28 protein-coding genes and 1 riboswitch are annotated in these 22,540 nt (G+C 59.8%); of the genes, 18 read left to right on the top strand and 10 right to left on the bottom strand.

The features are described 5' to 3' along the window. Nucleotides 1-13: 13 nt before the first annotated feature. From ykgO to ACSBLW_RS13860, 3 genes are all read left to right on the top strand, one after another. Complete coding sequence (gene ykgO / locus ACSBLW_RS13870; protein ID WP_100196728.1) at nt 14-139, top strand: type B 50S ribosomal protein L36; 126 nt, start codon at nt 14-16, stop codon at nt 137-139. 103 nt (nt 140-242) lie between these two features. Next, on the top strand, nt 243-620 hold the full coding sequence (locus ACSBLW_RS13865) for a hypothetical protein (RefSeq protein ID WP_435257206.1): 378 nt from the start codon (nt 243-245) through the stop codon (nt 618-620). Between the two features lie 5 nt (nt 621-625). After that, the gene (locus tag ACSBLW_RS13860; protein WP_435257205.1) at nt 626-1,258 is read left to right on the top strand and encodes an FMN-binding negative transcriptional regulator; all 633 of its coding nucleotides are present in this window, start codon (nt 626-628) and stop codon (nt 1,256-1,258) included. Nucleotides 1,259-1,269: 11 nt separating this feature from the next. On the opposite strand, the gene ACSBLW_RS13855 is transcribed toward ACSBLW_RS13860, so the two are convergent. Beyond that, complete coding sequence (locus tag ACSBLW_RS13855) at nt 1,270-2,487, bottom strand: MFS transporter (RefSeq protein WP_435260117.1); 1,218 nt, start codon at nt 2,485-2,487, stop codon at nt 1,270-1,272. A gap of 171 nt (nt 2,488-2,658) precedes the next feature. On the opposite strand from ACSBLW_RS13855, the gene ACSBLW_RS13850 reads away from it, so the two are divergent. The 6 genes from ACSBLW_RS13850 to ACSBLW_RS13825 all read left to right on the top strand — a co-directional run bounded on the left by ACSBLW_RS13850 (nt 2,659) and on the right by ACSBLW_RS13825 (nt 7,108). Beyond that, nucleotides 2,659-2,955, top strand: coding sequence for a hypothetical protein (locus ACSBLW_RS13850; RefSeq protein WP_435257204.1), 297 nt, complete (start codon nt 2,659-2,661; stop codon nt 2,953-2,955). Beyond that, a complete protein-coding gene (locus tag ACSBLW_RS13845) occupies nt 2,952-3,557 on the top strand; it encodes a glutathione S-transferase (protein ID WP_435257203.1) in 606 nt (201 codons plus the stop codon). The genes ACSBLW_RS13850 and ACSBLW_RS13845 overlap by 4 nt, the downstream gene beginning before the upstream one ends. 1 nt (nt 3,558) lies before the next feature. Then, nucleotides 3,559-4,200: a LysE family translocator gene (locus tag ACSBLW_RS13840; protein WP_435257202.1), complete on the top strand. Its 642-nt coding sequence runs from the start codon at nt 3,559-3,561 to the stop codon at nt 4,198-4,200. Between the two features lie 200 nt (nt 4,201-4,400). Next, on the top strand, nt 4,401-4,964 hold the full coding sequence (gene petA / locus ACSBLW_RS13835; protein WP_435257201.1) for a ubiquinol-cytochrome c reductase iron-sulfur subunit: 564 nt from the start codon (nt 4,401-4,403) through the stop codon (nt 4,962-4,964). Nucleotides 4,965-4,975: 11 nt separating this feature from the next. Then, nucleotides 4,976-6,298 carry a cytochrome b gene (gene petB / locus ACSBLW_RS13830; RefSeq protein ID WP_435257200.1) on the top strand — a complete coding sequence of 441 codons (1,323 nt, stop codon included), beginning with the start codon at nt 4,976-4,978 and terminating at the stop codon, nt 6,296-6,298. A gap of 18 nt (nt 6,299-6,316) precedes the next feature. After that, the gene (locus tag ACSBLW_RS13825; RefSeq protein WP_435257199.1) at nt 6,317-7,108 is read left to right on the top strand and encodes a cytochrome c1; all 792 of its coding nucleotides are present in this window, start codon (nt 6,317-6,319) and stop codon (nt 7,106-7,108) included. A gap of 51 nt (nt 7,109-7,159) precedes the next feature. Here the strand turns inward: ACSBLW_RS13825 and ACSBLW_RS13820 are convergent, their stop codons facing one another. From ACSBLW_RS13820 to ACSBLW_RS13810, 3 genes are read right to left on the bottom strand one after another with little or no spacing between them, the layout of a single operon-like run. Continuing rightward, nucleotides 7,160-7,855 carry a thiamine ABC transporter ATP-binding protein gene (locus tag ACSBLW_RS13820; protein WP_435257198.1) on the bottom strand — a complete coding sequence of 232 codons (696 nt, stop codon included), beginning with the start codon at nt 7,853-7,855 and terminating at the stop codon, nt 7,160-7,162. Next, nucleotides 7,842-9,398 (bottom strand): thiamine/thiamine pyrophosphate ABC transporter permease ThiP, encoded by a 1,557-nt coding sequence (locus ACSBLW_RS13815; RefSeq protein ID WP_435257197.1) that lies wholly within the window; start codon nt 9,396-9,398, stop codon nt 7,842-7,844. The genes ACSBLW_RS13820 and ACSBLW_RS13815 overlap by 14 nt, the downstream gene beginning before the upstream one ends. Continuing rightward, nucleotides 9,374-10,357, bottom strand: a complete 984-nt coding sequence (locus ACSBLW_RS13810) for a thiamine ABC transporter substrate-binding protein (protein WP_435257196.1) — start codon at nt 10,355-10,357, stop codon at nt 9,374-9,376. Before ACSBLW_RS13810 ends, ACSBLW_RS13815 begins: the two co-directional genes overlap by 25 nt. 37 nt (nt 10,358-10,394) lie before the next feature. After that, nucleotides 10,395-10,497, bottom strand: a riboswitch (TPP riboswitch). A 213-nt stretch (nt 10,498-10,710) separates the two neighbouring features. Between ACSBLW_RS13810 and ACSBLW_RS13805 the strand changes: the two genes are divergently transcribed. Continuing rightward, entirely contained in the window at nt 10,711-11,583 is an 873-nt protein-coding gene (locus ACSBLW_RS13805) for a PRC-barrel domain-containing protein (protein ID WP_435257195.1), read from the top strand. An 84-nt stretch (nt 11,584-11,667) separates the two neighbouring features. Here the strand turns inward: ACSBLW_RS13805 and ACSBLW_RS13800 are convergent, their stop codons facing one another. The 3 genes from ACSBLW_RS13800 to ACSBLW_RS13790 form a co-directional block, all read right to left on the bottom strand. Further along, nucleotides 11,668-12,045, bottom strand: a complete 378-nt coding sequence (locus ACSBLW_RS13800) for a hypothetical protein (RefSeq protein ID WP_435257194.1) — start codon at nt 12,043-12,045, stop codon at nt 11,668-11,670. Between the two features lie 296 nt (nt 12,046-12,341). Next, nucleotides 12,342-12,692 carry a hypothetical protein gene (locus tag ACSBLW_RS13795; protein WP_435257193.1) on the bottom strand — a complete coding sequence of 117 codons (351 nt, stop codon included), beginning with the start codon at nt 12,690-12,692 and terminating at the stop codon, nt 12,342-12,344. A gap of 162 nt (nt 12,693-12,854) precedes the next feature. Next, nucleotides 12,855-13,691: an SDR family oxidoreductase gene (locus tag ACSBLW_RS13790; protein ID WP_435257192.1), complete on the bottom strand. Its 837-nt coding sequence runs from the start codon at nt 13,689-13,691 to the stop codon at nt 12,855-12,857. Nucleotides 13,692-13,766: 75 nt separating this feature from the next. Here ACSBLW_RS13790 and ACSBLW_RS13785 point away from each other — a divergent pair, with 75 nt between their 5' ends. The 4 genes from ACSBLW_RS13785 (at nt 13,767) to ACSBLW_RS13770 (ending at nt 17,321) form a co-directional block, all read left to right on the top strand. Next, a complete protein-coding gene (locus ACSBLW_RS13785; RefSeq protein WP_435257191.1) occupies nt 13,767-14,378 on the top strand; it encodes a class I SAM-dependent DNA methyltransferase in 612 nt (203 codons plus the stop codon). A 77-nt stretch (nt 14,379-14,455) separates the two neighbouring features. Continuing rightward, complete coding sequence (locus tag ACSBLW_RS13780) at nt 14,456-15,934, top strand: AMP nucleosidase (protein WP_435257190.1); 1,479 nt, start codon at nt 14,456-14,458, stop codon at nt 15,932-15,934. A 153-nt stretch (nt 15,935-16,087) separates the two neighbouring features. Next, a complete protein-coding gene (locus ACSBLW_RS13775) occupies nt 16,088-16,375 on the top strand; it encodes an HU family DNA-binding protein (RefSeq protein WP_435257189.1) in 288 nt (95 codons plus the stop codon). A 67-nt stretch (nt 16,376-16,442) separates the two neighbouring features. After that, nucleotides 16,443-17,321, top strand: a complete 879-nt coding sequence (locus ACSBLW_RS13770; protein WP_435257188.1) for a DMT family transporter — start codon at nt 16,443-16,445, stop codon at nt 17,319-17,321. An 83-nt stretch (nt 17,322-17,404) separates the two neighbouring features. Here ACSBLW_RS13770 and aroC read toward each other — a convergent pair whose 3' ends face one another. After that, complete coding sequence (aroC, locus tag ACSBLW_RS13765; RefSeq protein ID WP_435257187.1) at nt 17,405-18,505, bottom strand: chorismate synthase; 1,101 nt, start codon at nt 18,503-18,505, stop codon at nt 17,405-17,407. Nucleotides 18,506-18,597: 92 nt separating this feature from the next. Between aroC and queG the strand changes: the two genes are divergently transcribed. Then, nucleotides 18,598-19,644, top strand: a complete 1,047-nt coding sequence (gene queG, locus ACSBLW_RS13760; RefSeq protein WP_435257186.1) for a tRNA epoxyqueuosine(34) reductase QueG — start codon at nt 18,598-18,600, stop codon at nt 19,642-19,644. Here the strand turns inward: queG and ACSBLW_RS13755 are convergent. After that, nucleotides 19,577-20,014 (bottom strand): MarR family winged helix-turn-helix transcriptional regulator, encoded by a 438-nt coding sequence (locus ACSBLW_RS13755; protein WP_435257185.1) that lies wholly within the window; start codon nt 20,012-20,014, stop codon nt 19,577-19,579. The two genes, queG and ACSBLW_RS13755, sit on opposite strands and share 68 nt — an antisense overlap. A gap of 124 nt (nt 20,015-20,138) precedes the next feature. Between ACSBLW_RS13755 and ACSBLW_RS13750 the strand changes: the two genes are divergently transcribed. The 3 genes from ACSBLW_RS13750 (at nt 20,139) to ACSBLW_RS13740 (ending at nt 21,477) form a co-directional block, all read left to right on the top strand. Then, entirely contained in the window at nt 20,139-20,567 is a 429-nt protein-coding gene (locus tag ACSBLW_RS13750) for an organic hydroperoxide resistance protein (RefSeq protein WP_435257184.1), read from the top strand. A gap of 120 nt (nt 20,568-20,687) precedes the next feature. Next, on the top strand, nt 20,688-20,870 hold the full coding sequence (locus ACSBLW_RS13745; RefSeq protein WP_435257183.1) for a hypothetical protein: 183 nt from the start codon (nt 20,688-20,690) through the stop codon (nt 20,868-20,870). 178 nt (nt 20,871-21,048) lie between these two features. Next, entirely contained in the window at nt 21,049-21,477 is a 429-nt protein-coding gene (locus ACSBLW_RS13740) for a glyoxalase superfamily protein (protein ID WP_435257182.1), read from the top strand. A gap of 49 nt (nt 21,478-21,526) precedes the next feature. On the opposite strand, the gene ACSBLW_RS13735 is transcribed toward ACSBLW_RS13740, so the two are convergent. After that, complete coding sequence (locus ACSBLW_RS13735; protein ID WP_435257181.1) at nt 21,527-22,393, bottom strand: branched-chain amino acid aminotransferase; 867 nt, start codon at nt 22,391-22,393, stop codon at nt 21,527-21,529. Nucleotides 22,394-22,540 lie beyond the last annotated feature (147 nt).

Here is a 22,540-nt window from a genome sequence, read left to right as displayed (position 1 = left end):
GGAAGGGACGACCATGAAAGTCGCCAACTCGCTCCGCTCGCTGAAGACGCGTCACCGCGATTGCCAGATCGTGCGCCGCAAAGGCCGCGTCTATGTGATCAACAAGACGCAGAAGCGTTACAAGGCACGTCAGGGCTGATGCCCGTGTGCTTTTCGTCCTTTGGGACGAGGGACAGATAAGGCCGCCACGGGAAACCGGGCGGCCTTTTCGTTTTGGCTATTTCGCTTTCAGGGGACAATGCATGGCCCACCTCACCACCCGGGAACGTCTGCTGTACTCCCTCCCCACCGCCGTTACCGTGCTTTTCCTCGTCGTAGGAGAACTAAGGGGCGCTGTCGGAGAGGGATTGGCCATCGCAGCTTTCTCTGGCCTTGGCCAGTGGATCATCCTTCCGTTAGTCGGTCGGAAATCTGCCCCCTTCGGCGTTATCCTCGACGGTTTCGTTCTGTACGGTGGCCTGATTATTGGCGGAGCCATTTTCGGCACCCTTCTCTTGGCGCCAGGATGGGGGACGATTCTGGGCGTAAGGGCCGCAGCACTGCTGCCGTTTGCGTCCGTCCTTCACTTGGCTGCAATTCTACTGGCCTTCGCTTCCTCAATAGTTCTAGTCCGCCGGTAATTCACATGCACCCAAATCCAGCATTTCGCCAAGTTCCAATCCCTGACAGCCTAAGTTTCGCACGCGAGATCGGGTTTGGCATGCTAACCATCAACGGGCCCGAAGGCCCTTTGGCCGCGCATGTCCCGTTTCACCTGTCAGAAGGCGGCACATCGGCCGAAATCCATCTGGCGCGGTCAAACCCGATCGCGCGGGCCAGCCTGCCCGGTTCTGCGCTTCTGGCGATTCAGGGGCCACATCATTACATCAGCCCGGATTGGTATGGCGCCCATTCCGAGGTGCCAGATCAGGTGCCAACATGGAACTACATCGCCGTTCACCTGCGCGGCACTCTTTCGGCCCTGCCTGCCGAGTCTCTCAGGCCCCATCTCGATGCCCTCAGCGCCGAACATGAAGGCAGGCTTTTGCCAAAGACCCCTTGGACCTCTGCCAAGATGTCGCCAGACGCGATGCCGCGCATGATGCGGATGATTTTACCGTTTCGGCTGGCCATCAGTGACGTGCAGGGAACATGGAAGTTGAACCAGAACAAGACGCCCGAAATTCGCGAACGCGCCGCCGCCGCGCTTTCAGTCCAACAGCAAGAAGCGCATGTTGAAACGCTGGCCCGATTGATGCGCGCCGTCAAACAAGGCTGAAGCGGCTCGGGTCAGTCCAGCCTCAGCCTTGCCACTGCATAGAAAAGCACCCCAAGGCTTAATCCAGCCGCAAACATGAACGGGGCGCGCAGGGCAACCTCGCGTCCCCAATCGGCTTCCAAAGCCGCAACCAGCAGCCCAGCAGCCATCGCGCCCAAGGGCATCGAGCCCCAGCCGAAGAAGCGATAGATGCTGTTCACACGTCCCAGAATCGGGGCCGGAATTCGCCTTTGCCGCCAAGACACGGTGATCACGTTCCACAGCATCGCAGCTGCCATGATGGCAAAAAGACTCGCTGCCATCGCCATACCGCTTTGGCACAGGCCGACGGCGGCATAGCCAGCCATCCAGACCGCCAGTGCAAGAAACAAACAGGCTTGCCGCCCGAAAAGGCGGATCATCCGGCCGGCCCCAAGCGAACCTGACATCGCGCCCGCTGCCGCGACAGAAAGGACCACCCCATATTCTGCGGCGGTCAATCCCAGCACCTCTTGCGCAAAAAGCACCTGAACAGTCAGCACAGCCATCGCAAGGAAGTTCGAAAGGCCAAGGATCACCGCCAGCCGCAGCAGCATCGGATCCCCTCGCATGAACCGAATCCCTTCAGCCATCGCCGCAAAGAACCGCCCAGGCGCTGCCACTTGCGGTTTCAAGGAAATCATCCACACCAAACCCGCAGCCAGAACCAAGGCTCCCAGATCAACACCGAACGGGATGGCAATGCCAATCGCGATCAGGGCACCGGCCAACGGCGGACCAAGGAACTGCCCGGTCAATTGTTCGGCGCTCCACAACTGACCATTCGCCGTTTCAAGGTCTTCCGAGGCAACAATCGAAGGCAAAATGGTTTGGGCAGCATTGTCCCGCAAAACCTCGGCCGAACCCAACAAGAAGGCAAGCCCGGCAAGAACCCAGACCGCGCCTTGAACCGGGCCAGCCAAGGCAAGCATCAAGATCGCTGCAACCAATACTGCCCGTAGCATGTCGGCCTGCGCCACAAGCTTGCGCCGATCAGTGCGATCAACGATCACACCCGCAGGAATCGCAAAGAACAGCCAAGGCAATCGGCTTGCTGCCGCCACAGTGGCAATTGCCATCGGGTCGCGCGTGAGTAACGTCGCCAACCACGGCAGGGCCAAGGCCACCATGCCATCTCCAAGGTTGGTCAAGGCACCAGCCGCGAACAACAATCTGTAATTCCGGTTACGAACAAGAAGCGGCGCGGCCATGTGGATACTCGCAATACGGTAAAGCGCCAGCATTCCTGATCATACCCTGCGCGGTCAATGCCCAAATGCCCCAACATCCAGCAGCCAACACCCTGTTTTTCCGACGATTGTTTGATTGGACAGGCCAGCAATCCGCGCCTACCATCCGCGCGGTCCAGAATGGAGAAGGCCATGCCACTTCCCCTTGCCCCCTTGCTTCCACTCGCCTTGCGGATTGGCGCGGTTGCCGCGGTCGGCTTGGCGGCAAAGCGCGCTCTGACCGCCCATAGCTGGCCCGGTCGCACCGACCAACGGGCAGAAGATGCCTTAGATGACTTGGGCGAGGGGGTGACATCCCACGCGCCCGCGGATACTCCCGGCCAGCGCAATGCCACCCTGCGAATCCGTCGTACCCTGCGATTCCGTGGCAAGACCTATGAATTCGATGCCGGGCTATTGGCTCGGCTTCGCCTGAAGGAAATTGAATGAAACTCTTCCACTCCCCCACCTCGCCCTATGTTCGCAAGGTGCTTGTCCTAATTGCCGAAGCTGGAATCGAAGGAATCGAATTGATCGCTGCCGCAGGCACGCCGGTTGCCCCCGATGCCGGCGTGATCGAACGGAATCCACTTGGCAAAATCCCCGCCCTTTGCCGCGAAGACGGGCCTACACTTTATGACAGCCGCGTCATTTGCCAATTCCTCGATTCGTCGAACAAGGGGCGCTTTTACCCCGACGGTGCAAAACGCTGGGACACGCTGACGGTCGAAGCCACAGCCGATGGCATCCTCGATGCCGCCCTGCTGATGGTCTACGAATCGCGGATCCGCCCAGAAGAGATTCGCTATGCGCCTTGGGTCGAAGGCCAATGGTCCAAGATTGATCGGGCACTGGATGTTCTTGAAACCCGCTGGATCGACCATCTGAACGGCCCGATGGACATGGGCCAAATCGCCGTCGCCTGCGCCCTCGGCTACATTGATTTCCGGCATGGCAGCCGGGATTGGCGCAAAGGCCGCCAGAAACTTGCGGCTTGGGAAGCAGCCTTCGCCAAGCGCCCGTCCATGCAGGCAACGATTCCACAGGGCTAAGATGGCATTGCCCTTGGCCGATTTCCTTCCGGTCTGGGGCTTCCTAGCCGCCAATATCGTCACGCCAGGCCCCAATGTTCTGACCACAATTGCGCTGTCGATGGGATCGGGTCGAATGGCTGGCCTTGGCTCTGCCTGTGGGGTCGGCCTAGGGATTTCGGGCTGGTGCCTTGGGATGACCCTCGGCTTCTCCGCCCTGATCGGCATTCTTCCAACCGCGCAAATCCTTTTGACTGTGGCCGCAATCGGGCTTTTGGGCTGGTTTGCCTTGCGATACTTTCGGGCGGCTTGGCTTGGGTACAAATCCCGCAGCGCCCGCTTTCCCACCGCCCCCGAAAGGGCAGGCTTTGCCACCGGATTTCGTCGCGCGCTGATGGTCAACGCCTTTAATCCAAAGGCCCTGACCTCGTGGCTCGCGATCCTTGGCCTTTTCCCGATCGCAACGGCGGAAAGCAGCGACGTCGCTCTGCTCTGCATTGGGGCCTGCGCCCTCTACTTTACGATTCACCTCGCCTACGCGCTGGCCTTTTCCACGCCCGCAGCCGCGAAAGCCTATTTGCGCGCAGGTTGGCTCTTGCAGGCCACCGCAGGGCTGCTTTTTACGGGCTTTCTTCTGCGCCTGATCCAAGAAATCCGAGTCTGATTGGCATCTTCACCCAAGGAAGCGAACAAAATTGCCGCAAACTGCGGGTTTCCTTGCAAATCTATGGGGCATGCGCCCGTTTGTCCGCTGGACGCGGGACAAAGCCTTGGCTAAAAGCCGCCCGGCAGGGTAATGGGCAACCATTGCCCCAGATGTCTTATGGGTCGCGTCCCGTGCGGCCCCGGAAGGGAGAAGAGCTCGTGTCCCACGCTGAAGAGAACGCAGGCACCCGCAGGGATTTCCTGTATTACGCCACCGCCGGGGCCGGGGCTGTTGCCACCGGTGCTGCGGTTTGGCCGCTTGTCAACCAGATGAACCCCTCGGCTGACGTTCAGGCGCTGTCGTCGATCTTTGTCGACGTCTCGGCCGTTGAAGTCGGCACCCAGCTGACCGTCAAATGGCTGGGCAAGCCGGTGTTCATCCGCCGCCGCTCTGCTGAAGAAATCGAAGCAGGCCGCGCCGTGTCGCTGGATGACCTGTCGATCGACAAGGCCGCACAGAACGCCAACAAACCCGGCGCAGATGCAACGGACGCCAACCGTACGCTGGATGAAGCCGGCGAATGGCTGGTGATGATGGGCGTTTGCACCCACCTCGGCTGCGTTCCGCTGGGCGATGGCGCAGGTGAATTCGGTGGCTGGTTCTGCCCCTGCCACGGCTCGCACTACGATACAGCTGGCCGTATCCGCAAAGGGCCCGCACCGCGCAACCTCGACGTTCCGGTTGCCGCTTTCGAAAACGAAACCACCATCAAGCTTGGCTGAGGTAAACAAACATGGCCGGAATTCCGCACGACCATTATGAGCCCAAGTCGGGCGCCGAGAAGTGGCTTCACAGCCGCCTTCCGATCGTGGGTCTGATGTATGACACGCTCATGATCCCGACCCCGAAGAACCTGAACTGGATGTGGATCTGGGGCATCATCCTGACCTTCTGTCTTGTTCTGCAGATCGTCACCGGCATCATCCTCGTGATGCACTATACCCCCCATGTCGATCTGGCATTCGCCTCGGTCGAACACATCATGCGTAACGTGAATGGCGGGTACATGATCCGCTATATCCACGCCAACGGCGCTTCGCTGTTCTTCGTGGCCGTTTACCTGCACATCTTCCGCGGCCTTTACTATGGTTCGTACAAAGCCCCGCGTGAAGTGACCTGGCTTGTCGGCATGGTGATCTACCTGCTGATGATGGGCACTGCCTTCATGGGCTACGTTCTGCCTTGGGGTCAGATGTCCTTCTGGGGCGCGACCGTGATCACCGGCCTCTTCGGCGCCATCCCCGGCATTGGGCCGTCGATCCAGACCTGGCTCCTGGGTGGCCCCGCCGTTGATAACGCCACGCTGAACCGCTTCCTGTCGCTGCACTACCTGCTGCCCTTCGTGATCGCCGCTCTTGTGGCCGTTCACATCTGGGCCTTCCACACCACAGGCAACAACAACCCGACCGGTGTTGAAGTGCGTCGCGGCAGCAAGGAAGAAGCCAAGAAAGACACCGTTCCGTTCTGGCCGTACTACGTCATCAAGGACGTCTACGCGCTTGCCGTGATCCTTGCCGTGTTCTTTGCCATCGTCGGCTTCATGCCGAACTACCTTGGCCACCCCGACAACTACATCGAAGCGAACCCGCTGGCGACGCCCGCACATATCGTTCCGGAATGGTACTTCCTGCCGTTCTACGCGATCCTGCGTGCCTTCACCGCTGACGTCTGGGTCGTGATCGCGGCCAACTGGCTGTCCTTCGGCATCATCGACGCCAAGTTCTTCGGCGTTCTGGCGATGTTCGGCGCGATTGCCGTGATGGCTCTGGCGCCTTGGCTCGACACCTCGTCGGTCCGTTCGGGCCGCTATCGCCCGATGTTCAAGTGGTGGTTCATCCTGCTCTGCATCGACTTTGTCGTGCTGATGTGGGTTGGCGCCATGCCTGCGGAAGAGCCCTACGCCACGATCTCTCTGATCGCCTCGGCCTACTGGTTCGCCTACTTCCTGATCATCCTCCCGCTTCTGGGTGTGATCGAGAAGCCGCTGGCCCAGCCTGCGACCATCGAAGAAGACTTCAATGCCCACTACGGCTCCAAAGCCCATCCGGCCGAGTGAGAAAGGAACTGACGTAAAATGATCAGGAAAATCGCACTCTCCGCAGCAGCTGCCCTCGCCCTTTCGGGCGGGGTGGCGCTGGCCGCCGGGTCAGAAGGTCACATCGAAGACCACGCCTTCTCGTTCGAAGGCCCCTTCGGCAAGTTTGACCAGATGCAGCTTCAGCGTGGCCTTCAGGTCTACACCGAGGTTTGCTCGGCTTGCCACGGGCTCAAGTTCGTGCCGATCCGCACCTTGGCTGATGACGGTGGCCCGGCTCTACCGGAAGACCAGGTTCGCGCCTATGCCGCGTCGCTGGCCGAAATCACCGACAAGGAAACCGGCGAAGACCGTCCGCGTGCCGCGACCGATCACTTCCCTGAATCGGGTCTGTCGAACGCGCCTGACCTGTCCTTGATGGCAAAAGCACGCGCTGGCTTCCACGGCCCCTATGGGTCGGGCATCAACCAACTCTTCCGCGGCATCGGCGGCCCCGAGTACATCTACTCGGTCCTGACCGGCTACACCGGCGAAGAGAAGGAAGAAGCAGGTTCAACCTTCTACGGCAACACCGCCTTCCCGGGTGGCTGGATCGCCATGGGCCCGCCGCTGTCTGACGACCAAGTGACCTATGCCGATGGCCATCCATCGACCGTGCATCACATGGCCGAAGACGTGTCCGCCTTCTTGATGTGGACCGCAGAACCAAAGCTGATGGCCCGCAAGGAAGCTGGCTTCAAGGCCGTTCTGTTCCTCATCATCCTGTCCTCGCTTCTGTATCTGACGAACAAGAAGATCTGGGCTGGCGTGAAGGGCAAGAAAACCGCCTGATCCCATCGGGACAGTGACCCAAAAGAAAACCCCGCTTCGGCGGGGTTTTTTTTATCGTCCAAGGTAGTCTTTCAGCACATCCGGCGGATCTGCGAAAAGAGCCTGCGTCTCCTTCGGCGGATGCGCCAAACCTTCCGCCACCAGAATCGTTTTGCTGGAAAAGCTCTGCGCATCCTTCGGGTCATGGGTGACCATTAATACGGTCGCACCCGTTTCCTCGGCCACTTCGGCAACCAGTTCCACCATTTCCGCCTTCAAGGCTGGACCAAGGGCAGCAAAGGGTTCGTCCAAAAGCAACAGCGGTCGCGCCCGCAACAAGGCCCGCGCCAAGGCCGCACGTCCCATCTGCCCGCCGGAAAGCTGCGCCGGGCGACGCGAGGCAAGACCGGCAAGACCGACCCGCTCAAGAACCGCGTCGATCCGCGCCTTTTCTTCGACCGATAGCTGCATATCTGGCCGCAGACCCAGCGCAAGGTTCTGGGAGATCGTCAGATGCGGAAACAGGTTCTGATCCTGAAACAGAATGCTCAACGGCCGCTTCCCGGGCGGAACATCGGACAAATCTTCCGCCTCCCAAACCACGCGGCCAGAAACTGGCGTCAGGAAACCCGAGATCACCGACAGGAGAGTCGACTTCCCCGCCCCAGAGGGCCCCATCACCGCTGCCCGCGCCCCTCGATCCAGCCGCCAATCTGCGGCAAGGCGAAAGCCAGCCTGTTCGATCTGAACCCCATCAAGCCACAGCATGCCGTCTCCCCCATGCGTCGCAGGCCCAGAACAGGGCAAAGCTCACCACAACCAAGACCAAAGCCGCCGACATCGCCTGATCAATCCGATAGGCACTCATCAACCGCTGCACCACCAGGGGCAAGGTCGCGCCCTGATCACCCGCAAACAACGCGATCACCCCAAGGTCGCCCATCGAAAAGGCCACCGATATTCCAGCACCAAACCCCAGTGGACGTGCCAGGCGCGGCAGCGCAACCCACCGCAGCCAAGCCATGCCACCCAGATCCAACGCAGCGGACAGGCGCCCGTAATCGGCCTCCAGCGCCCGCGCTTGCGGAACCAGCAACCGATAGGCAAAGGGCAAGGTCAGAACGGCATTGACCAGCACCGTCACCGGCAACGCAACGCGTGACGGTAGAACCAGTGGCTGCACAATCAGAAACAGGCCCATCCCCATGACAAGCGCAGAGACCGCCAGCGGCAAGGCTGCAGCCGCGTCAATCGCCGCAGCCGACCTCCTCTGGCCCAGCGATGCAGCGCCAAGCGCCAAGCCCAAAGCCGCGGCCATCGTCACCGCCATCGACAATACCGCCACCATGACAGACCGCGCCAACGCCCACCAAACCGCCTCGGGTAAATCCATCAACCCCGGCAGCCCGCGCAATATAACGGCCCCCAAAGGCACCAGCAGAAACAGTGCCGCCAGAAAGATCGCCACGACATCCAGCCAAAGCCGCCAACCTCGCTCACTAGCAAGGCCGAAACTGCGCCCAACCCCCGCACCGAACCCCGCAGGCAAGGCCCAACGCCAGCCAATCAACGCGGCCAGAAGGCAAAGCCCAAACTGCACCGCCGAAAGCAACCCCGCCCGACCCAGATCGAAATCGAATTTCACCGCCTGATAGATCGCAAGCTCGACCGTCGTGGCCTTTGGCCCGCCACCCAAGGTCAGGGCCACGGCGAAACTGGTCAGACAAAGAACAAAGATCACCACAAAGGCCCCCGGCAGAACCTCGCGCAGCATCGGCAATTCCAGATGCCGCCATCGCCCGGACGGCCCAAGGTCCAACGCATCCGCCAGCCGGAACCGCTCGGCCGGAATCGCCTGCCACCCCTGCAGAACCATCCGCACCGCCAAAGGCAGGTTCAAAAAGACATGGGCCAGAACGACGCCACCGAAACCGTAAATCGAAAGGCGCGGCAGCCCGAACAGGCCCAACAGATCATTCACCACGCCTGATCGCCCGAAAACGGCAACCAGACCCAGAACCGCCACGATGACAGGTAGGATAAAGGGTGCGCCCATCACCGCAATCAACAGACCGCGTCCGGGAAAATCACGTCGCGCCAAGGCCCGTGCAACGGGAACGGCCAACACACAGGAAACAAGGGCCGAGATCAGGGCCTGCGTCAGCGTAAAGCGCACCGCTGCCCCATCACCCGGCCCAAATTCCGGCCACCCCCCGGCGCGCAGAAAAACCGCGCCAAGAGGCAAAAGGGTCAGCGCCGCGACCAATGCCGCGACGCCTGCCCCGATTACTGAGAAAGCGCGGCGCGCCATTCCTCGATCGCGCCTTCCCGCGCAGCCTCGGCCTCATCCTCGTTCAGGAAAAGAACGGTTTCCGGCAATGGCAGTTCTGCCCAGCCTGCTGGCCACTTCTCCTTTGGCAATGCCGACGGCAGCGACCAGTTTGCCACCGGGATCATGGTCTGGAACTCTTCACTCAGAACCCATGCCATGAACTTGTTCGCCAGTTCCGGCTGATCGGTCCCGGCAATTTTGCCCACGGTTTCTGCCATGAAGTAATGACCTTCAGGAAAGATCGCGGCCTTCTTGGTCAGGTCATTCTCGGCAAAGATGTGATAGGCGGGCGAGGTCGTATAGCTCAGCACCATGTCGGCTTCACCATCGGTGAACAGACCATAGCTCTCAGACCAGTCCTTCGTCACAGTCAGGATATGGGGTGCCAGATCGGCCCAGAATGCCCCTGCCTGATCGCCATAAACGGACTTCACCCACAGAACCAAGGCCAGCCCGGAAATCGAGGTGCGCGGGTCTTGAATGACCACCTTCACACCCTCGGGCAACTTGCGCAGGTCATCGAAACTCGCTGGCGGGGTGGCCATGCGCGTTTCATCATAGATGAAGGCCGTATGACCCCAGTTGAACGGGATAAAGGTGTCGTCACTCCATTGGACCGGCAGGGTCAGGGCCGACAGATCCTGCCCGTGCGTCCCAAACACACCCGCCTCACGCGCGCGTTTCAGCACATCGGTCGTCAGACCAATCACCACATCCGCCTCTGTCTTGTCGCCTTCCAGCAGGACGCGCGGCAGCAGGTCGCCCACCGAAAATTGCAGATCACAAGCGCAGAACGCCTCGAACCCTTTTTCGATGGCAGGGCCGGGGCCCCATTCAGACGTAAAGTAATCGCCAGCATAGACAGTCAGAACTGGCTGATCCGCCATGGCCGGAAGGGCCATCAACGAAACACCAGCCGCAAGGATCGAAGCTTTCATCTCTTCCTCCAATTGCGACGGAACGGTCGGGTCTGGAGGAATTCCTCAGCACCTTCCCTCCGCCGGTATGATCCGGTTCAGGTTCAACGGGTCCGCTTACGCATCTCAGCCAGTTTGCACTGGCACCCCGAGGTAGCACGGAAGATAGGGTTTCCACCGCCGGGCGCAAGCCCGAAGTGGTCATGGGAAACGCCCAAAGCCCATCTCGTCGCCAGTTCACGAAATCGGCCAGCCCGTCTCACAGACGAGTGATCAGAAAAGAATCCCATCTTTTTTCGGAACCGACCGCGCGGGATCGCGTTCATACCCCAAGCGCCGCATGGTGCTTAACTCATTGATAAAGGAGAATAACTGTGAAAAAGCTTATGCTTTCCACCGCCATTTTCGCGACCGTCGCCACCTCGGCATTGGCCGATACCACTGTAACCTTCCGTGGCGAAGCTGACCCAATGATTGTCCCGGCATCGGAATTTGTCGGAATGCGTGTTTATGCGTCTGAAGCCGCTTTGGACGCCGAAGAATATGCCGGCGTTCAGGATGGCTGGGAAGACATCGGTGAAATCCACGAAGTGCTCCTTGCCCGTGATGGCTCGGTCGACTCGGTGCTTGTCGACATCGGCGGCTTCCTCGGCATCGGCGAACGTCAGGTCGCTGTCGACATGGACTCGATCCGCTTTGTGGCTGACAGCGCCACCGCCGAAGATCTGGACGACTTCTTCCTCGTCCTGAATGCAGACCGCGCCGTTCTGGAAGGTGCCCCGGCTTATGTCTATGAGTCGAAGGCCGCAGCCACCGAGCCGATGAAGCAGGACGTGCAGCAGGAAGCCAACGCTACGGCAACCGCCACGACCGAAGGTGCTGCCGCACCGATGGCTCCCGAAGCGCAAACGGCTGACGCTCAGCCCGCCGCAACGGATACCGTGACCGAACAGCCGCAAGCCGTTGCCGCTTCGGCCGAAATCACCGCCGAAGAACTGACGGGCGTCGCCGTCTATGACTCGACCAACGAATGGATCGGCGAAGTGTCGGAAATCATCCTGACTCCGGAAGGCGAAGTCAAAGAAGCCGTGATCGACGTTGGTGGCTTCCTTGGTATCGGTGAAAAGCCGGTTGCCCTTGCTCTGGAAGAGCTGACCATCCAGCGCGACGCCGATGGCGACGACCTGCGTGTCATGACCGCCCTGACCAAAGAACAGCTGGAAGGCAAGCCGGCCTACGAAGGCTAATCTTTGCCTGCATCCCAACGACAAAGGCCCCGGATCTTTCCGGGGCCTTTGCTTCTTGCGTTCACATTGCCCCGCGCTGGGGGATCAGTTGGCGTTCTTCAACGCGTTCATCAGAAAAACGATCACACCGCCAAAGATCAAAATCTCGGCAATCGGCGCCACTGGCACCATCCCCGCTTCGGTAATCGTCCCACTCATCAGCAAGAACAACATAATCAGCAACACCACGCCCGGCGGCACATGCAGCCAGAAATGATAGGTTGCCAGCTTGGTGTCCCCCATGGCCGGAAACACCCGATAGGCCATGGCAAAGATCATCGACAGCACAAAACCCAAAAGGTTCAAATGGGCATGCAGTGGCGCAAATTCGTGGTTACCGCTTGCACCCATGTAAATCCCGAACCCGATACCGATCACAAGGAAGCCTGTGCCCGAAAGCACGAAGTTGCGTGAAACATTCATGGTTTTCCCCATCCCGATACGCGCCGATCTTTCGGTCGCCAGACAAAAGTAGCATCAAACACATATCTTTTGCGGGAAAACTTCAGGGCAGCACGATCGCCAAGGTCACGCTGCTCATTACATAGAAGACCAGTGCCATGGCAACCCTAGCCTCTTGCGCCTCTTTTCTCGGACTGGGACAGCGTCGAAGGCTACGCCCGGACGGACTGGAAAGCCCGCCGCCATCGTGAAGCTTCTCGGCCACTAGGCCAATGACTCAGCCGCCTTTGCCGCAACCATGCCAATCAGCTCCTGACTCAGGTCTTTGGCTGCAGAACGGCCAGCCAGACCCATCCGAAAACGGGAAGAAAAACAAGATAGCCAAAGCGCGCCTCTCTTTCGGCATCCTTCGCACGTCCAGCCGCTAGGTTGCCCATGCAGAACCAAAGAATAGCGGCAAGGACCAAATCCGGAAAAATGATCAGCGTGCCATCTGGTCTGGTAAGATCAAGCAGCTTCAGCACGAATAGACATAGGAAGATGCCAATCAGGAAAACTCCCGACGATATGGGCCAACGTGACGTCCGTATTCCCAAATCACCAGCGCCAATCCAAGCCAAGAGTATGAGCCAGACTTCGTCATAGCCCTGAAAATCAAGTCCCCCCATCGAGTCATCCCTCGCTTCACAGACTTTCGTTCAACTCTCTGAAGCTGACCTTCGATCGCCATCGCGTAAATGATGCAAATCAACGTCTGCTGGACGCACATTCGCTCTGAACGGCTATCCTGCGCCTGAAGCTGCGCTTCGAAAGAGCAGCCTTCAGTCCGGTCAAGCCTCTGACAACAGGGCAGCCAAGCCTTCGCGATAGGTCGGGTACAACAACCGCACCCCCAACTTATCCTTGATCCGGCTGTTCCGCACGCGTTTGCTTTCCGAATAAAAGCTCCGCGCCATCGGGGTCATATCGGCAGTCTCAAAGTCTACGGCAGGCGGTTCGGGCAGGCCCAGCAGATGCGCGGCATGGCTTAGCACATCCTCGGGCGGGGCCGGATCATCATCACAGACATTGTAGGCGGTACCCGGGTTGGGTTGCATCATGCTGGCTTCCAACACCTGTGCAATGTCATCGACATGAATGCGCGAAAACACCTGCCCCGGCTTGATGATCCGCCGCGCCGTTCCATCCTTGACCTTGGCGAAAGGCCCGCGACCGGGGCCATATATTCCCGCCAGACGGAAGTAATGCACCGGCAACCCCGAAGCCTGCCATTGGCTTTCGGCCAACACCCGCTGCTCACCCCGTTTGCTGGAAGGGGTCAGGGCGGTCGTTTCATCCACCCAACCACCCTGATGGTCGCCATAGACACCTGTCGTCGAAAGATATCCAACCCAATCGGGCTTTGCCTGCCGCAACTCCGGACCAACCGCCGCAAGGAAAGGGTCGCCCGCATCATCAGGCGCCGCCGATACCAGAATATGGCTTGCAACCGCCAAGGCCGGGGCCAGATCTCCGGGCCACATAAGCGGCTCTACCCCCTCGGCTCTCACCTCGGCCAATTTTTTCGAATCACGGACGGTGCCGATTACGCGCCAGCCCTGCGGAACCAACCGCCGTGCCAGCGCCCGCGCCGTATAGCCATGTCCAAGAGATAAAAGCGTTTTCATGGCGCGACTATCGGTGTTGGCCGATCACTCTGCAAGTGACTTGATCGCCGCATCACAGGCGCTCATGCTGATTTCATGAGCGATCTGGACGAAGCCTATGCCCTGAAGGGACCGGAAGACTGCGCCCGTCTTTACGCAGACTGGGCGGCCAGTTACGACTCGGAATTTGCAGTCAACAATGATTACCTCTTGCCCGCCCATGTTGCCGCGGCCTTTCGCACACATGGCGGCTCTGGCCCGGTACTGGATGTCGGCGCGGGAACAGGGTTGCTGGCACAAAATCTGCGGGCGCTGGGCAACGCCGATCCGGTCGATGCGCTGGACCTGTCGCCGCAGATGCTGGAACGGGCGTCTCAGAAAGGCATTTACGATCATCTGATTGCCGCCGACATCACCCAACCGCTCAGCCTGCCGCGCCTCTATGCCGGGATTGTGTCTTCGGGCACCTTCACACATGGCCATGTCGGCCCGGACGCACTGTCCAATCTTGAACAGCACGCCGCCCCGCACGCCCTCTTTGCCGTTTCGATCAATGCCGGTGTGTTCCGCAGCATGGGCTTTGACGATGCGCTGGACCGACGCGGCAATGTCACCCTGCTCGAAGTGCCGATCTATGGCCCCGCTACCCGCGACCCGGCCCATGCCGATGATCGGGCCCTGATCGCCCTTTGGCGTCACCCCGGCTGATCGGCTGTCATGAAGGCTTCACTTGCGTCCCTGCCGCTGTTTCGGCTTATATGCCGGATCATTTGACGAGACAGAACATGCAAGACGGACTGACTGCCTACCAAAGCCCGAACCTACCCGCCCCGGAAAGCTTTACTGACCCAGCCGCCGCCGTTGCGCGTCTGGAAGAGCTTTATGCCGCCGCAACCGCCTTTCTGGCTCGCGCCTTTTCCGACAGCGTGACCAAGGGCCGGCCCAGTGCGCGCATCCGGGCCTATTATCCTGAAATCCGCCTGACCGTAACCAGCCATGCCAAGCCGGATTCGCGCCTGTCCTTCGGCCATGTCGCTGGCCCCGGCACCTATGCGGCCACCGTCACCCGCCCCGATCTCTTCCGCCAATACCTCATCCAACAGCTTGGCCTTCTGATCCAGAACCACGGCCAACCCGTCACCATCGGCGCCTCGGACACACCCATCCCGGTGCATTTCGCCGTGGCCGGAAACCCCGATGTCTCGGTCCCGCAGGAAGGCGTCCTCGACTTCTCCTTGCGCGATGTGTTCGACGTGCCAGACCTCGCCACCACCAACGATGACATCGTCAACGGCGTCCGCACCGAAAATCCCGACGGCTCCATGCCCCTGGCCCCCTTCACCGCCCAGCGCGTCGACTATTCGCTGGCCCGGCTGACGCATTACACCGCCACCGACCCGTCGCATTTCCAGAACCACGTCCTCTTCACGAACTACCAGTTCTATGTCGACGAATTCGAAGCCTATGCCCGCCAGATGCTGGCTGACCCAAGCACGGGCTACACGGCCTTTGTCGCCACCGGAAACCAAGAGATCACAAAGCCCGATGGCCTGATCCACCACATGGCCAAGATGCCGCAAATGCCGACCTATCACCTGAAACGGGCCGATGGTCAGGGCATCACACTGGTCAATATCGGCGTCGGCCCGTCCAACGCCAAAACCGCCACCGACCACATCGCCGTCCTGCGCCCCCATGCCTGGCTGATGGTCGGCCACTGCGCGGGCCTTCGCAACACTCAGGCCCTTGGCGATTTCGTCCTCGCCCATGCCTACCTGCGTGAAGACCATGTGCTGGACGATGACCTGCCCATCTGGGTGCCGATCCCCGCCTTGGCCGAAATCCAGATCGCCCTGCAAGACGCCGTGGCCCAAGTCACCCAGCTTGAAGGCTATGAGCTAAAGCGCATCATGCGTACCGGCACCGTCGCCACGATCGACAACCGCAACTGGGAATTGCGCGACCAGTCCGGCCCGGTCAAGCGCCTGTCGCAGTCTCGGGCCATTGCGCTCGATATGGAAAGCGCCACCATAGCCGCCAACGGCTTCCGCTTCCGCGTTCCCTATGGCACGCTGCTCTGCGTTTCCGACAAACCCCTTCATGGCGAACTGAAACTGCCCGGCATGGCCAGCGATTTCTATAAGACGCAGGTCGCCCGCCACCTTTTGATCGGGATCAATGCAATGGAACGTCTGCGCCAGATGCCAATAGAACGTATCCACAGCCGAAAGTTGAGAAGTTTCGAAGAAACGGCCTTCCTGTAACGCGACTTCCCCCGCCGAAATTCGCACAATTGCAAGGTTTGCTCTTGATTTGGGGCGCAAAACCTTGTGTAGCGGACGGACCGCCTTGCAAGGCCGAAAGATGCCACGCGCCCGATCCGAAAACCGGGCGCATATAACCGAAGGAAAAAGAACATGACCAAACCGATGACCAAGACCCAGCTTGTCCAAGCCATCGCCGAAGCCATGGGCGCAGACAAGAAAACCGCTGGCGCCGCTCTGGACGCCGTTGCCGAAGTGATTACCCGTGAAGTCGCCGCTGGTGGCGCTGTTACCCTGCCGGGTCTGGGCAAAGTTGCCTGCAAGGCCCGCCCCGAGCGTCAGGTCCGCAACCCGGCCACCGGCGAAACCATGACAAAGCCGGCTGACAAGCAGGTGAAGTTCTCGATCGCCAAGGCTCTGAAGGACAGCGTCAACGCCTGATCGCGTGTGACCATCGCATTTCATAAAGGCCGCCCCAAACCGGGCGGCCTTTTTCTTCGGGGGTAAGATGACCGTTCGCGCAATTCTGATGGGGCTGGTTTTCGCCCTTATGTGGTCCTCGGCCTTTGCCACGGCCCGCATCATCGTGGCCGATGCGCCGCCCCTGTTCTCGCTGGCCGCCCGCTTTGCCCTGACCGGGGCCATCGCCATCGCGCTTGCCCGCATCATGGGCCAAAGCTGGCACCTGCCCGGTGGTTGGCGCGGCCCGCAGGCCCGCGCCGTCTTGATCTTCGGCCTCTGCCAGAACGCGCTTTACCTTGGCCTCAACTTCGTCGCGATGCAGTGGATCGAAGGCTCCCTTGCCGCCATCATCGCTTCCTCCATGCCGCTCATGGTGGCTGGCCTCGGTTGGGCCTTCATGGGCCAGCGCACCTCGGCGCTGGGCATCCTTGGCCTTGTCACCGGCATGGCGGGGGTCGCGCTGATTATGGGCAGCCGCCTTTCCGGCGGGGCCGACGCGCTGGGCATCGCGCTTTGCGTTCTTGGCGCGCTTGCCCTTGCCATCGCCACGCTGACAGTGCGCGGGGCCTCGGGCGCGGGGAACCTGTTGATGATCGTCGGGCTGCAAATGCTGGTGGGTTCGGTCAGCCTCGCGCTGGTTGCCGCCGCCATCGAAACCCCGCACCTGACGTTCTCGCTCCGCTGGCTGGCCGCGTTCCTTTACCAGTGCTTTGTCCCCGGCCTTGCCGCGACCCTGATCTGGTTCTCGCTGGTTCGCCAGATCGGAGCCGTCCGCGCCGCCACCTTCCACTTCCTGAACCCCGCCTTCGGCGTCGCCATCGCCGCCGCGCTTTTGGGCGAACACATCAACGGCACCGACCTGATCGGCGTCGCCATCGCGATGGTTGGTATTCTGATGGTCCAGATGGAACGCGCACGGGGCTAGGCCGCGCGCGTTCCATCTGGACCACGGAAATCACACGGAAAAACTACGGGGTCACCACGGGAAAAACACGTGGGATTTTTGGCTCAGCCAATCTGGCCGCGCACCCCGCCGGTTTGCCCACGATCCAGCAGCAGATGGTCCAGAATCACGCAGGCCATCATCGCTTCGCCCACTGGAACGGCGCGAATGCCCACACAGGGGTCATGGCGTCCCTTGGTGATCAGGTCGATTTCCTCGCCTTTGCTGTTAACCGTTTGGCGGGGCGTCAGGATCGACGAGGTGGGCTTGACTGCAAAGCGGCAGACAACCGGCTGACCCGTTGAAATTCCACCCAAAATCCCGCCTGCATGGTTCGAAAGGTATTCCGGCCCCTTGGCCCCCATGCGAATCTCATCGGCGTTTTCCACGCCGGTCAGGGCTGCGGCATCGAATCCATCGCCAATTTCCACGCCTTTGACCGCGTTGATCGTCATCATCGCCGCCGCCAGATCGCTGTCCAGCTTCGCATAGATCGGCGCCCCAAGGCCCGCAGGCACACCCGTCGCCACCACCTCGATGACACCGCCGACGGAATTGTGGTTCAGACGAATGTCATCCAGATACTGTGCCCATTCCTCAGCCGCCACAACATCTGGGCACCAGAACGAGTTTTGTTCAATCACGCTGGCATCAAACCGGGCGCGGTCGATCTTTTTCACACCGATCTGAACCATGTATCCGGTGATCGCCAGATCAGGGGCCAGCGCCTTCAAAACCGCCCGCGCAACACCACCCGCCGCCACTCGCGCCGCCGTTTCCCGTGCACTGGACCGCCCGCCGCCGCGATAATCGCGAATGCCATATTTCTGGTGATAGGTGATGTCGGCATGACCGGGCCGGAAAGACTGGGCAATGTCGCCGTAATCCTTTGATCTTTGGTCTGTATTTTCGATCATCAACTGAATCGAGGTGCCCGTGGTGCGGCCCTCGAAAACGCCGGAAAGGATGCGAACCTCGTCGGCTTCCTTGCGTTGTGTGGTGAACTTCGACGTGCCGGGTTTGCGCTTTTCCAGCCAAGGCTGAATATCGGCTTCCGTTAACGCAACGCCCGGAGGGCAGCCATCCACCGTGCAGCCAATCGCTGGCCCGTGGCTTTCGCCCCAAGTGGTGACGCGGAACATATGGCCGAAGGTGTTAAAGCTCATCACAGTCTCCCGGTTTCGCCTGCCCGTTTAGGGCATGTTTCCGCAGGAATGAAGGGATTTCCTGCATTTCTGAAACGCAATAAGGTCGCGAAATGATTGATGACCTGAAATCCAAACTCATCCAACAAGCCAAGTCCGAAGGCTTCGCCGCCCTCCGCATCACAGCGCCCGACTCGATCCCCGAGGCTGCAGGGCGGTTAAGGAATTTTGTCGACCTTGGGTACCACGGCCAGATGGGCTGGATGGCCGAGCGGATGGAGTGGCGCGGTAAACCAACCGCACTGTGGCCCGAGGCGCAGTCGGTCATCATGCTGGCAGAACCATACACGCCCGATGAAAACCCGCTTCCTCTGCTTCAACAGAGGGATAACGGCGTGATTTCCGTCTATGCCCAAGGCAAGGATTATCATGACCTTGTAAAACGCCGCCTGAAACGCTTGGGGCGCTGGCTGATCGACCAATCCCCTTGCGAAATAAAGGTTTTTGTCGATACAGCCCCCGTCATGGAAAAGCCGTTGGCACAGGCGGCAGGCCTTGGCTGGCAAGGCAAGCATTCGAACCTGCTTAGCCGCGAGTTAGGAAATTGGTTCTTTCTTGGGTCCATCTTCACAACACTCGATCTGCCTAAGGACGCACCCGAGGTTAGCCATTGCGGCACTTGCACAGCCTGCCTGGACATCTGCCCGACAAAAGCCTTTCCCGTGCCCTATAAGGTCGATGCTCGGCGCTGCATTTCCTACCTGACCATTGAACACAAAGGCCCTATCGACGCCGAGTTGCGCCCCCTGATGGGCAACCGGATCTATGGCTGCGATGATTGTCTGGCCATCTGCCCATGGAATAAATTCGCGCAAACTGCCCGTGACATCGGCTATGCGGCCAAGCACGGCGCACCGCCTTTGACCGAACTGGCCTCACTGGACGATGCTGCGTTTCGCGCCCGATTTGCGGGTAGCCCAATCAAGCGGATCGGTCGGGACCGCTTTGTCCGTAACGTGGCGTATGCCATCGGAAATTCCGGCAATCCCGCGCTTGCCTCGGCGCTTCTGCCGCTGTTGCAGGACGCAGACTCTACGGTTGCGGATGCAGCGGCTTGGGCACTGAAGCGTTTGCCCGCAGATGATCCCGCAACGCCGTAATCTGTTCGCGTAGCGCAAGCAGAGCAGGAAGTTCCATTCCGGTCTTTTCCAGAATGCAGGCCGGAATATGCGCGGCTTTTTCCCGCAACGCGCGCCCAGTTTCTGTCAAGTCGATCCGCACCTGCCGTTCGTCCTGACTGTCGCGCCGCCGACTTATCAACCCTTGCGCTTCAAGTCGTTTGAAAAGCGGGGTCAGCGTGTTCGATTCCAACTGCACTTGCCGACCGATTTCCCCCACGGTCTGCCCATCCTGAACCCAGAGCGCCGACAGCGCCAGATATTGCGGATAGGTCAGATCAAGATCGTCCAGCAACGGCTTGTACGCCTGTTGCATCGCCAAGGTCGCCGAATAGAGGGCGAAACAGATCATTTCTGAAGGTGCGAGTGTCATAACGGCAGAATAAATCGCGCGCGATCCAATCGCAAGCGGTTGACATCCAATCTGACCTTTGCCATTTTCAATCGTGCACGATTTAATCGCTTGTGAGGTAAAAATGTCTGTTGATGCAAAATACTGGACCGAAGCTCAGGCCACTGGTGGCGGGCGCAATGGCTTGGCCAAATTGACCGACGGCAAGCTGACCGTCACGATGACCAGCCCCAAAGAATTGGGCGGATCAGGCGCCGGTCATAACCCAGAAGAACTTTTCGCCATCGGCTATTCGGCTTGCTATCTTGGCGCCATGCGCTTTGCCGCCAGCAACGAAAAGCTGGGCACCGTGCCGGACAATGCCACGGTCAACGCCCATGTCGGCATCGGTCCCCGCAGCGACGGCGGCTTTGGTCTGAAGGTCAAACTGATCGTAGCTTTGCCAGGTGTTGAACGCTCTGTCGCCGAAAAGATCGTCGAACGCGGCCATTTCATTTGCCCCTATTCCAACGCGACCAAGGGCAACATCGAGGTGGTCACCGAACTGGCCTAAGCCAAACCTTCGCCCAATTTTTTATAACGAGTGCACGCCCGTGGGCCCCCAGCCCGCGGGCCTTTTGCTTTTTCGGCGAAACTCGGCTATCCTCACCCTCCGTAACGGAAGGAGGCAACCATGCAACGCATCGCCCACGGCCGTCACAAGGCGGACAAACGCAGCCCCTCAACTGGCACTCGCACGGTAGAGTTTCTGCGGCTTTCCCGTACCCCTCGTGAGACCTTTCACACCCATCACGAGGCACCAAAGGCAAGCCGTCTGATGCAGTTCTTGCGGATCGCACGGGGTCGCACGGCCTGACTGATTGACGCAAAGGCCAACGACGACTAAACGAGGGGCGGGTGCCGGGCACCCGCCGCCTGCTGGCCATTGGCCGTGGTGAAGCCCCGGGTTCTTTAGCAAAGCCTTCCTTTCGCCGGGGCGCTTTGGCAATGCAGGCACCAGGCAAAAGACTCTCGGCGGTTAGGCAGGATAGAAGATGCTAACCCCTCCCCCCTCAATCGAGGCCGCCAAACAGCAGGCCAAGGCGCTGCGTGCCGGATTATCGGCTCAGGGCCGTGACATCAGCCATTCCGAGTCATTGGAGCTTGTGGCGAAAACCGCAGGCTTCAAGGACTGGAATACGTTACACGCCTCTATTGGCAACCAACCAAGACCGCCGGTCGCCATAGGTCAAATCGTAACAGGCCGCTATCTGAAGCAACCCTTCATGGCCGAAGTTCAAGGCGTGACAGAGCTTTCCTCCGGGCGGTTCGAAGTCGTACTGCATTTCGCCGAGCCGGTGGATGTTGTCACCTTCGACAGTTTCTCGAATTTCCGCAGCCGTCTGCGCAAGGTCATCGGCGCAGACGGGATGTCGTTCGAAAAAACCTCGGACGGGATCGCACATTTGATGCTGGACCTATGAACGGAAAAGGCCCCGCACTGCGGGGCCTTTTCTTACCGTTTGCGATGGCTCAGGCGCGAACCAGCTTCTCGTATTCGGTCGAAACTTTCCTCGTCAACTCACCGACCTCGAACGTGTAGTCACCAATTTGACCCACCGGAGTCACTTCGGCAGCGGTGCCTGTCAGCCAGCACTGTTCAAAGCCTTCCAGATCCTCGGGCTTGATGCGGACTTCATTGACCTTGACGCCCCAGCTTTGCAGCATTCCGATCACGGTCTGGCGGGTGATCCCGTTCAGAATTGCATCCGGGATCGGCGTATAGACTTCACCGCCTTTGACGAAAAAGATATTCGCGCCGGTCGCTTCGGCCACATAGCCGCGATAGTCGAACATCATTGCATCTGAACAGCCCTTTGCCTCGGCGGCGTGCTTGGACATGGTGCAAATCATGTAAAGGCCAGCAGCCTTTGCAGCATGGGGAATGGTCAGCGGGTCAGGACGGCGCCACTTGGCGATATCCAGCTTTGCGCCTTTGAACTTGGCGTCGCCGTAATAGTTGCCCCAGGTCCAGGCCGCGACGGCAAAGCGGATCGGGTTGCGCTTGGAGGCAACGCCCATATCTTCGCCCGCACCGCGCCACGCCAAGGCACGCACATAGGCATCGCTCAGGTTGTTGGCTTTCAGCACCGCCTCTTTTGCGGCATTGATTTCTGCAACACTGTAAGGCAGCGGCATGTCCAAGAGCTCGCCCGATTTGCGCAGACGCTCGGAATGCTCGGAGGATTTGAAGATCTTGCCATTATAGCAGCGTTCGCCTTCAAAAACCGACGAAGCATAGTGCAGCGCATGGGTCAGGATGTGGACCTTGGCCGAACGCCATTCCACCAGCTTGTCATCCATCCAGATGAACCCGTCACGATCATCATATCCGGCCATGAAGACCTCCCCGATATCAAAGGCTAAATTTTCTTTATTGCGCGAAATCGGCCCGTTTCGGACAGATTCTTGCGCAAAACCGTTCGTGGGCTAACAGTTGATACTTGGAAAGTCAACAAGGCTGACGTAACTTCACGGGCAAAGGGA

This window comes from Thioclava sp. FR2, assembly GCF_051200875.1.
Classification (GTDB): domain Bacteria; phylum Pseudomonadota; class Alphaproteobacteria; order Rhodobacterales; family Rhodobacteraceae; genus Pseudotabrizicola.
This window is presented reverse-complemented; position numbering and strand designations above follow the sequence as displayed.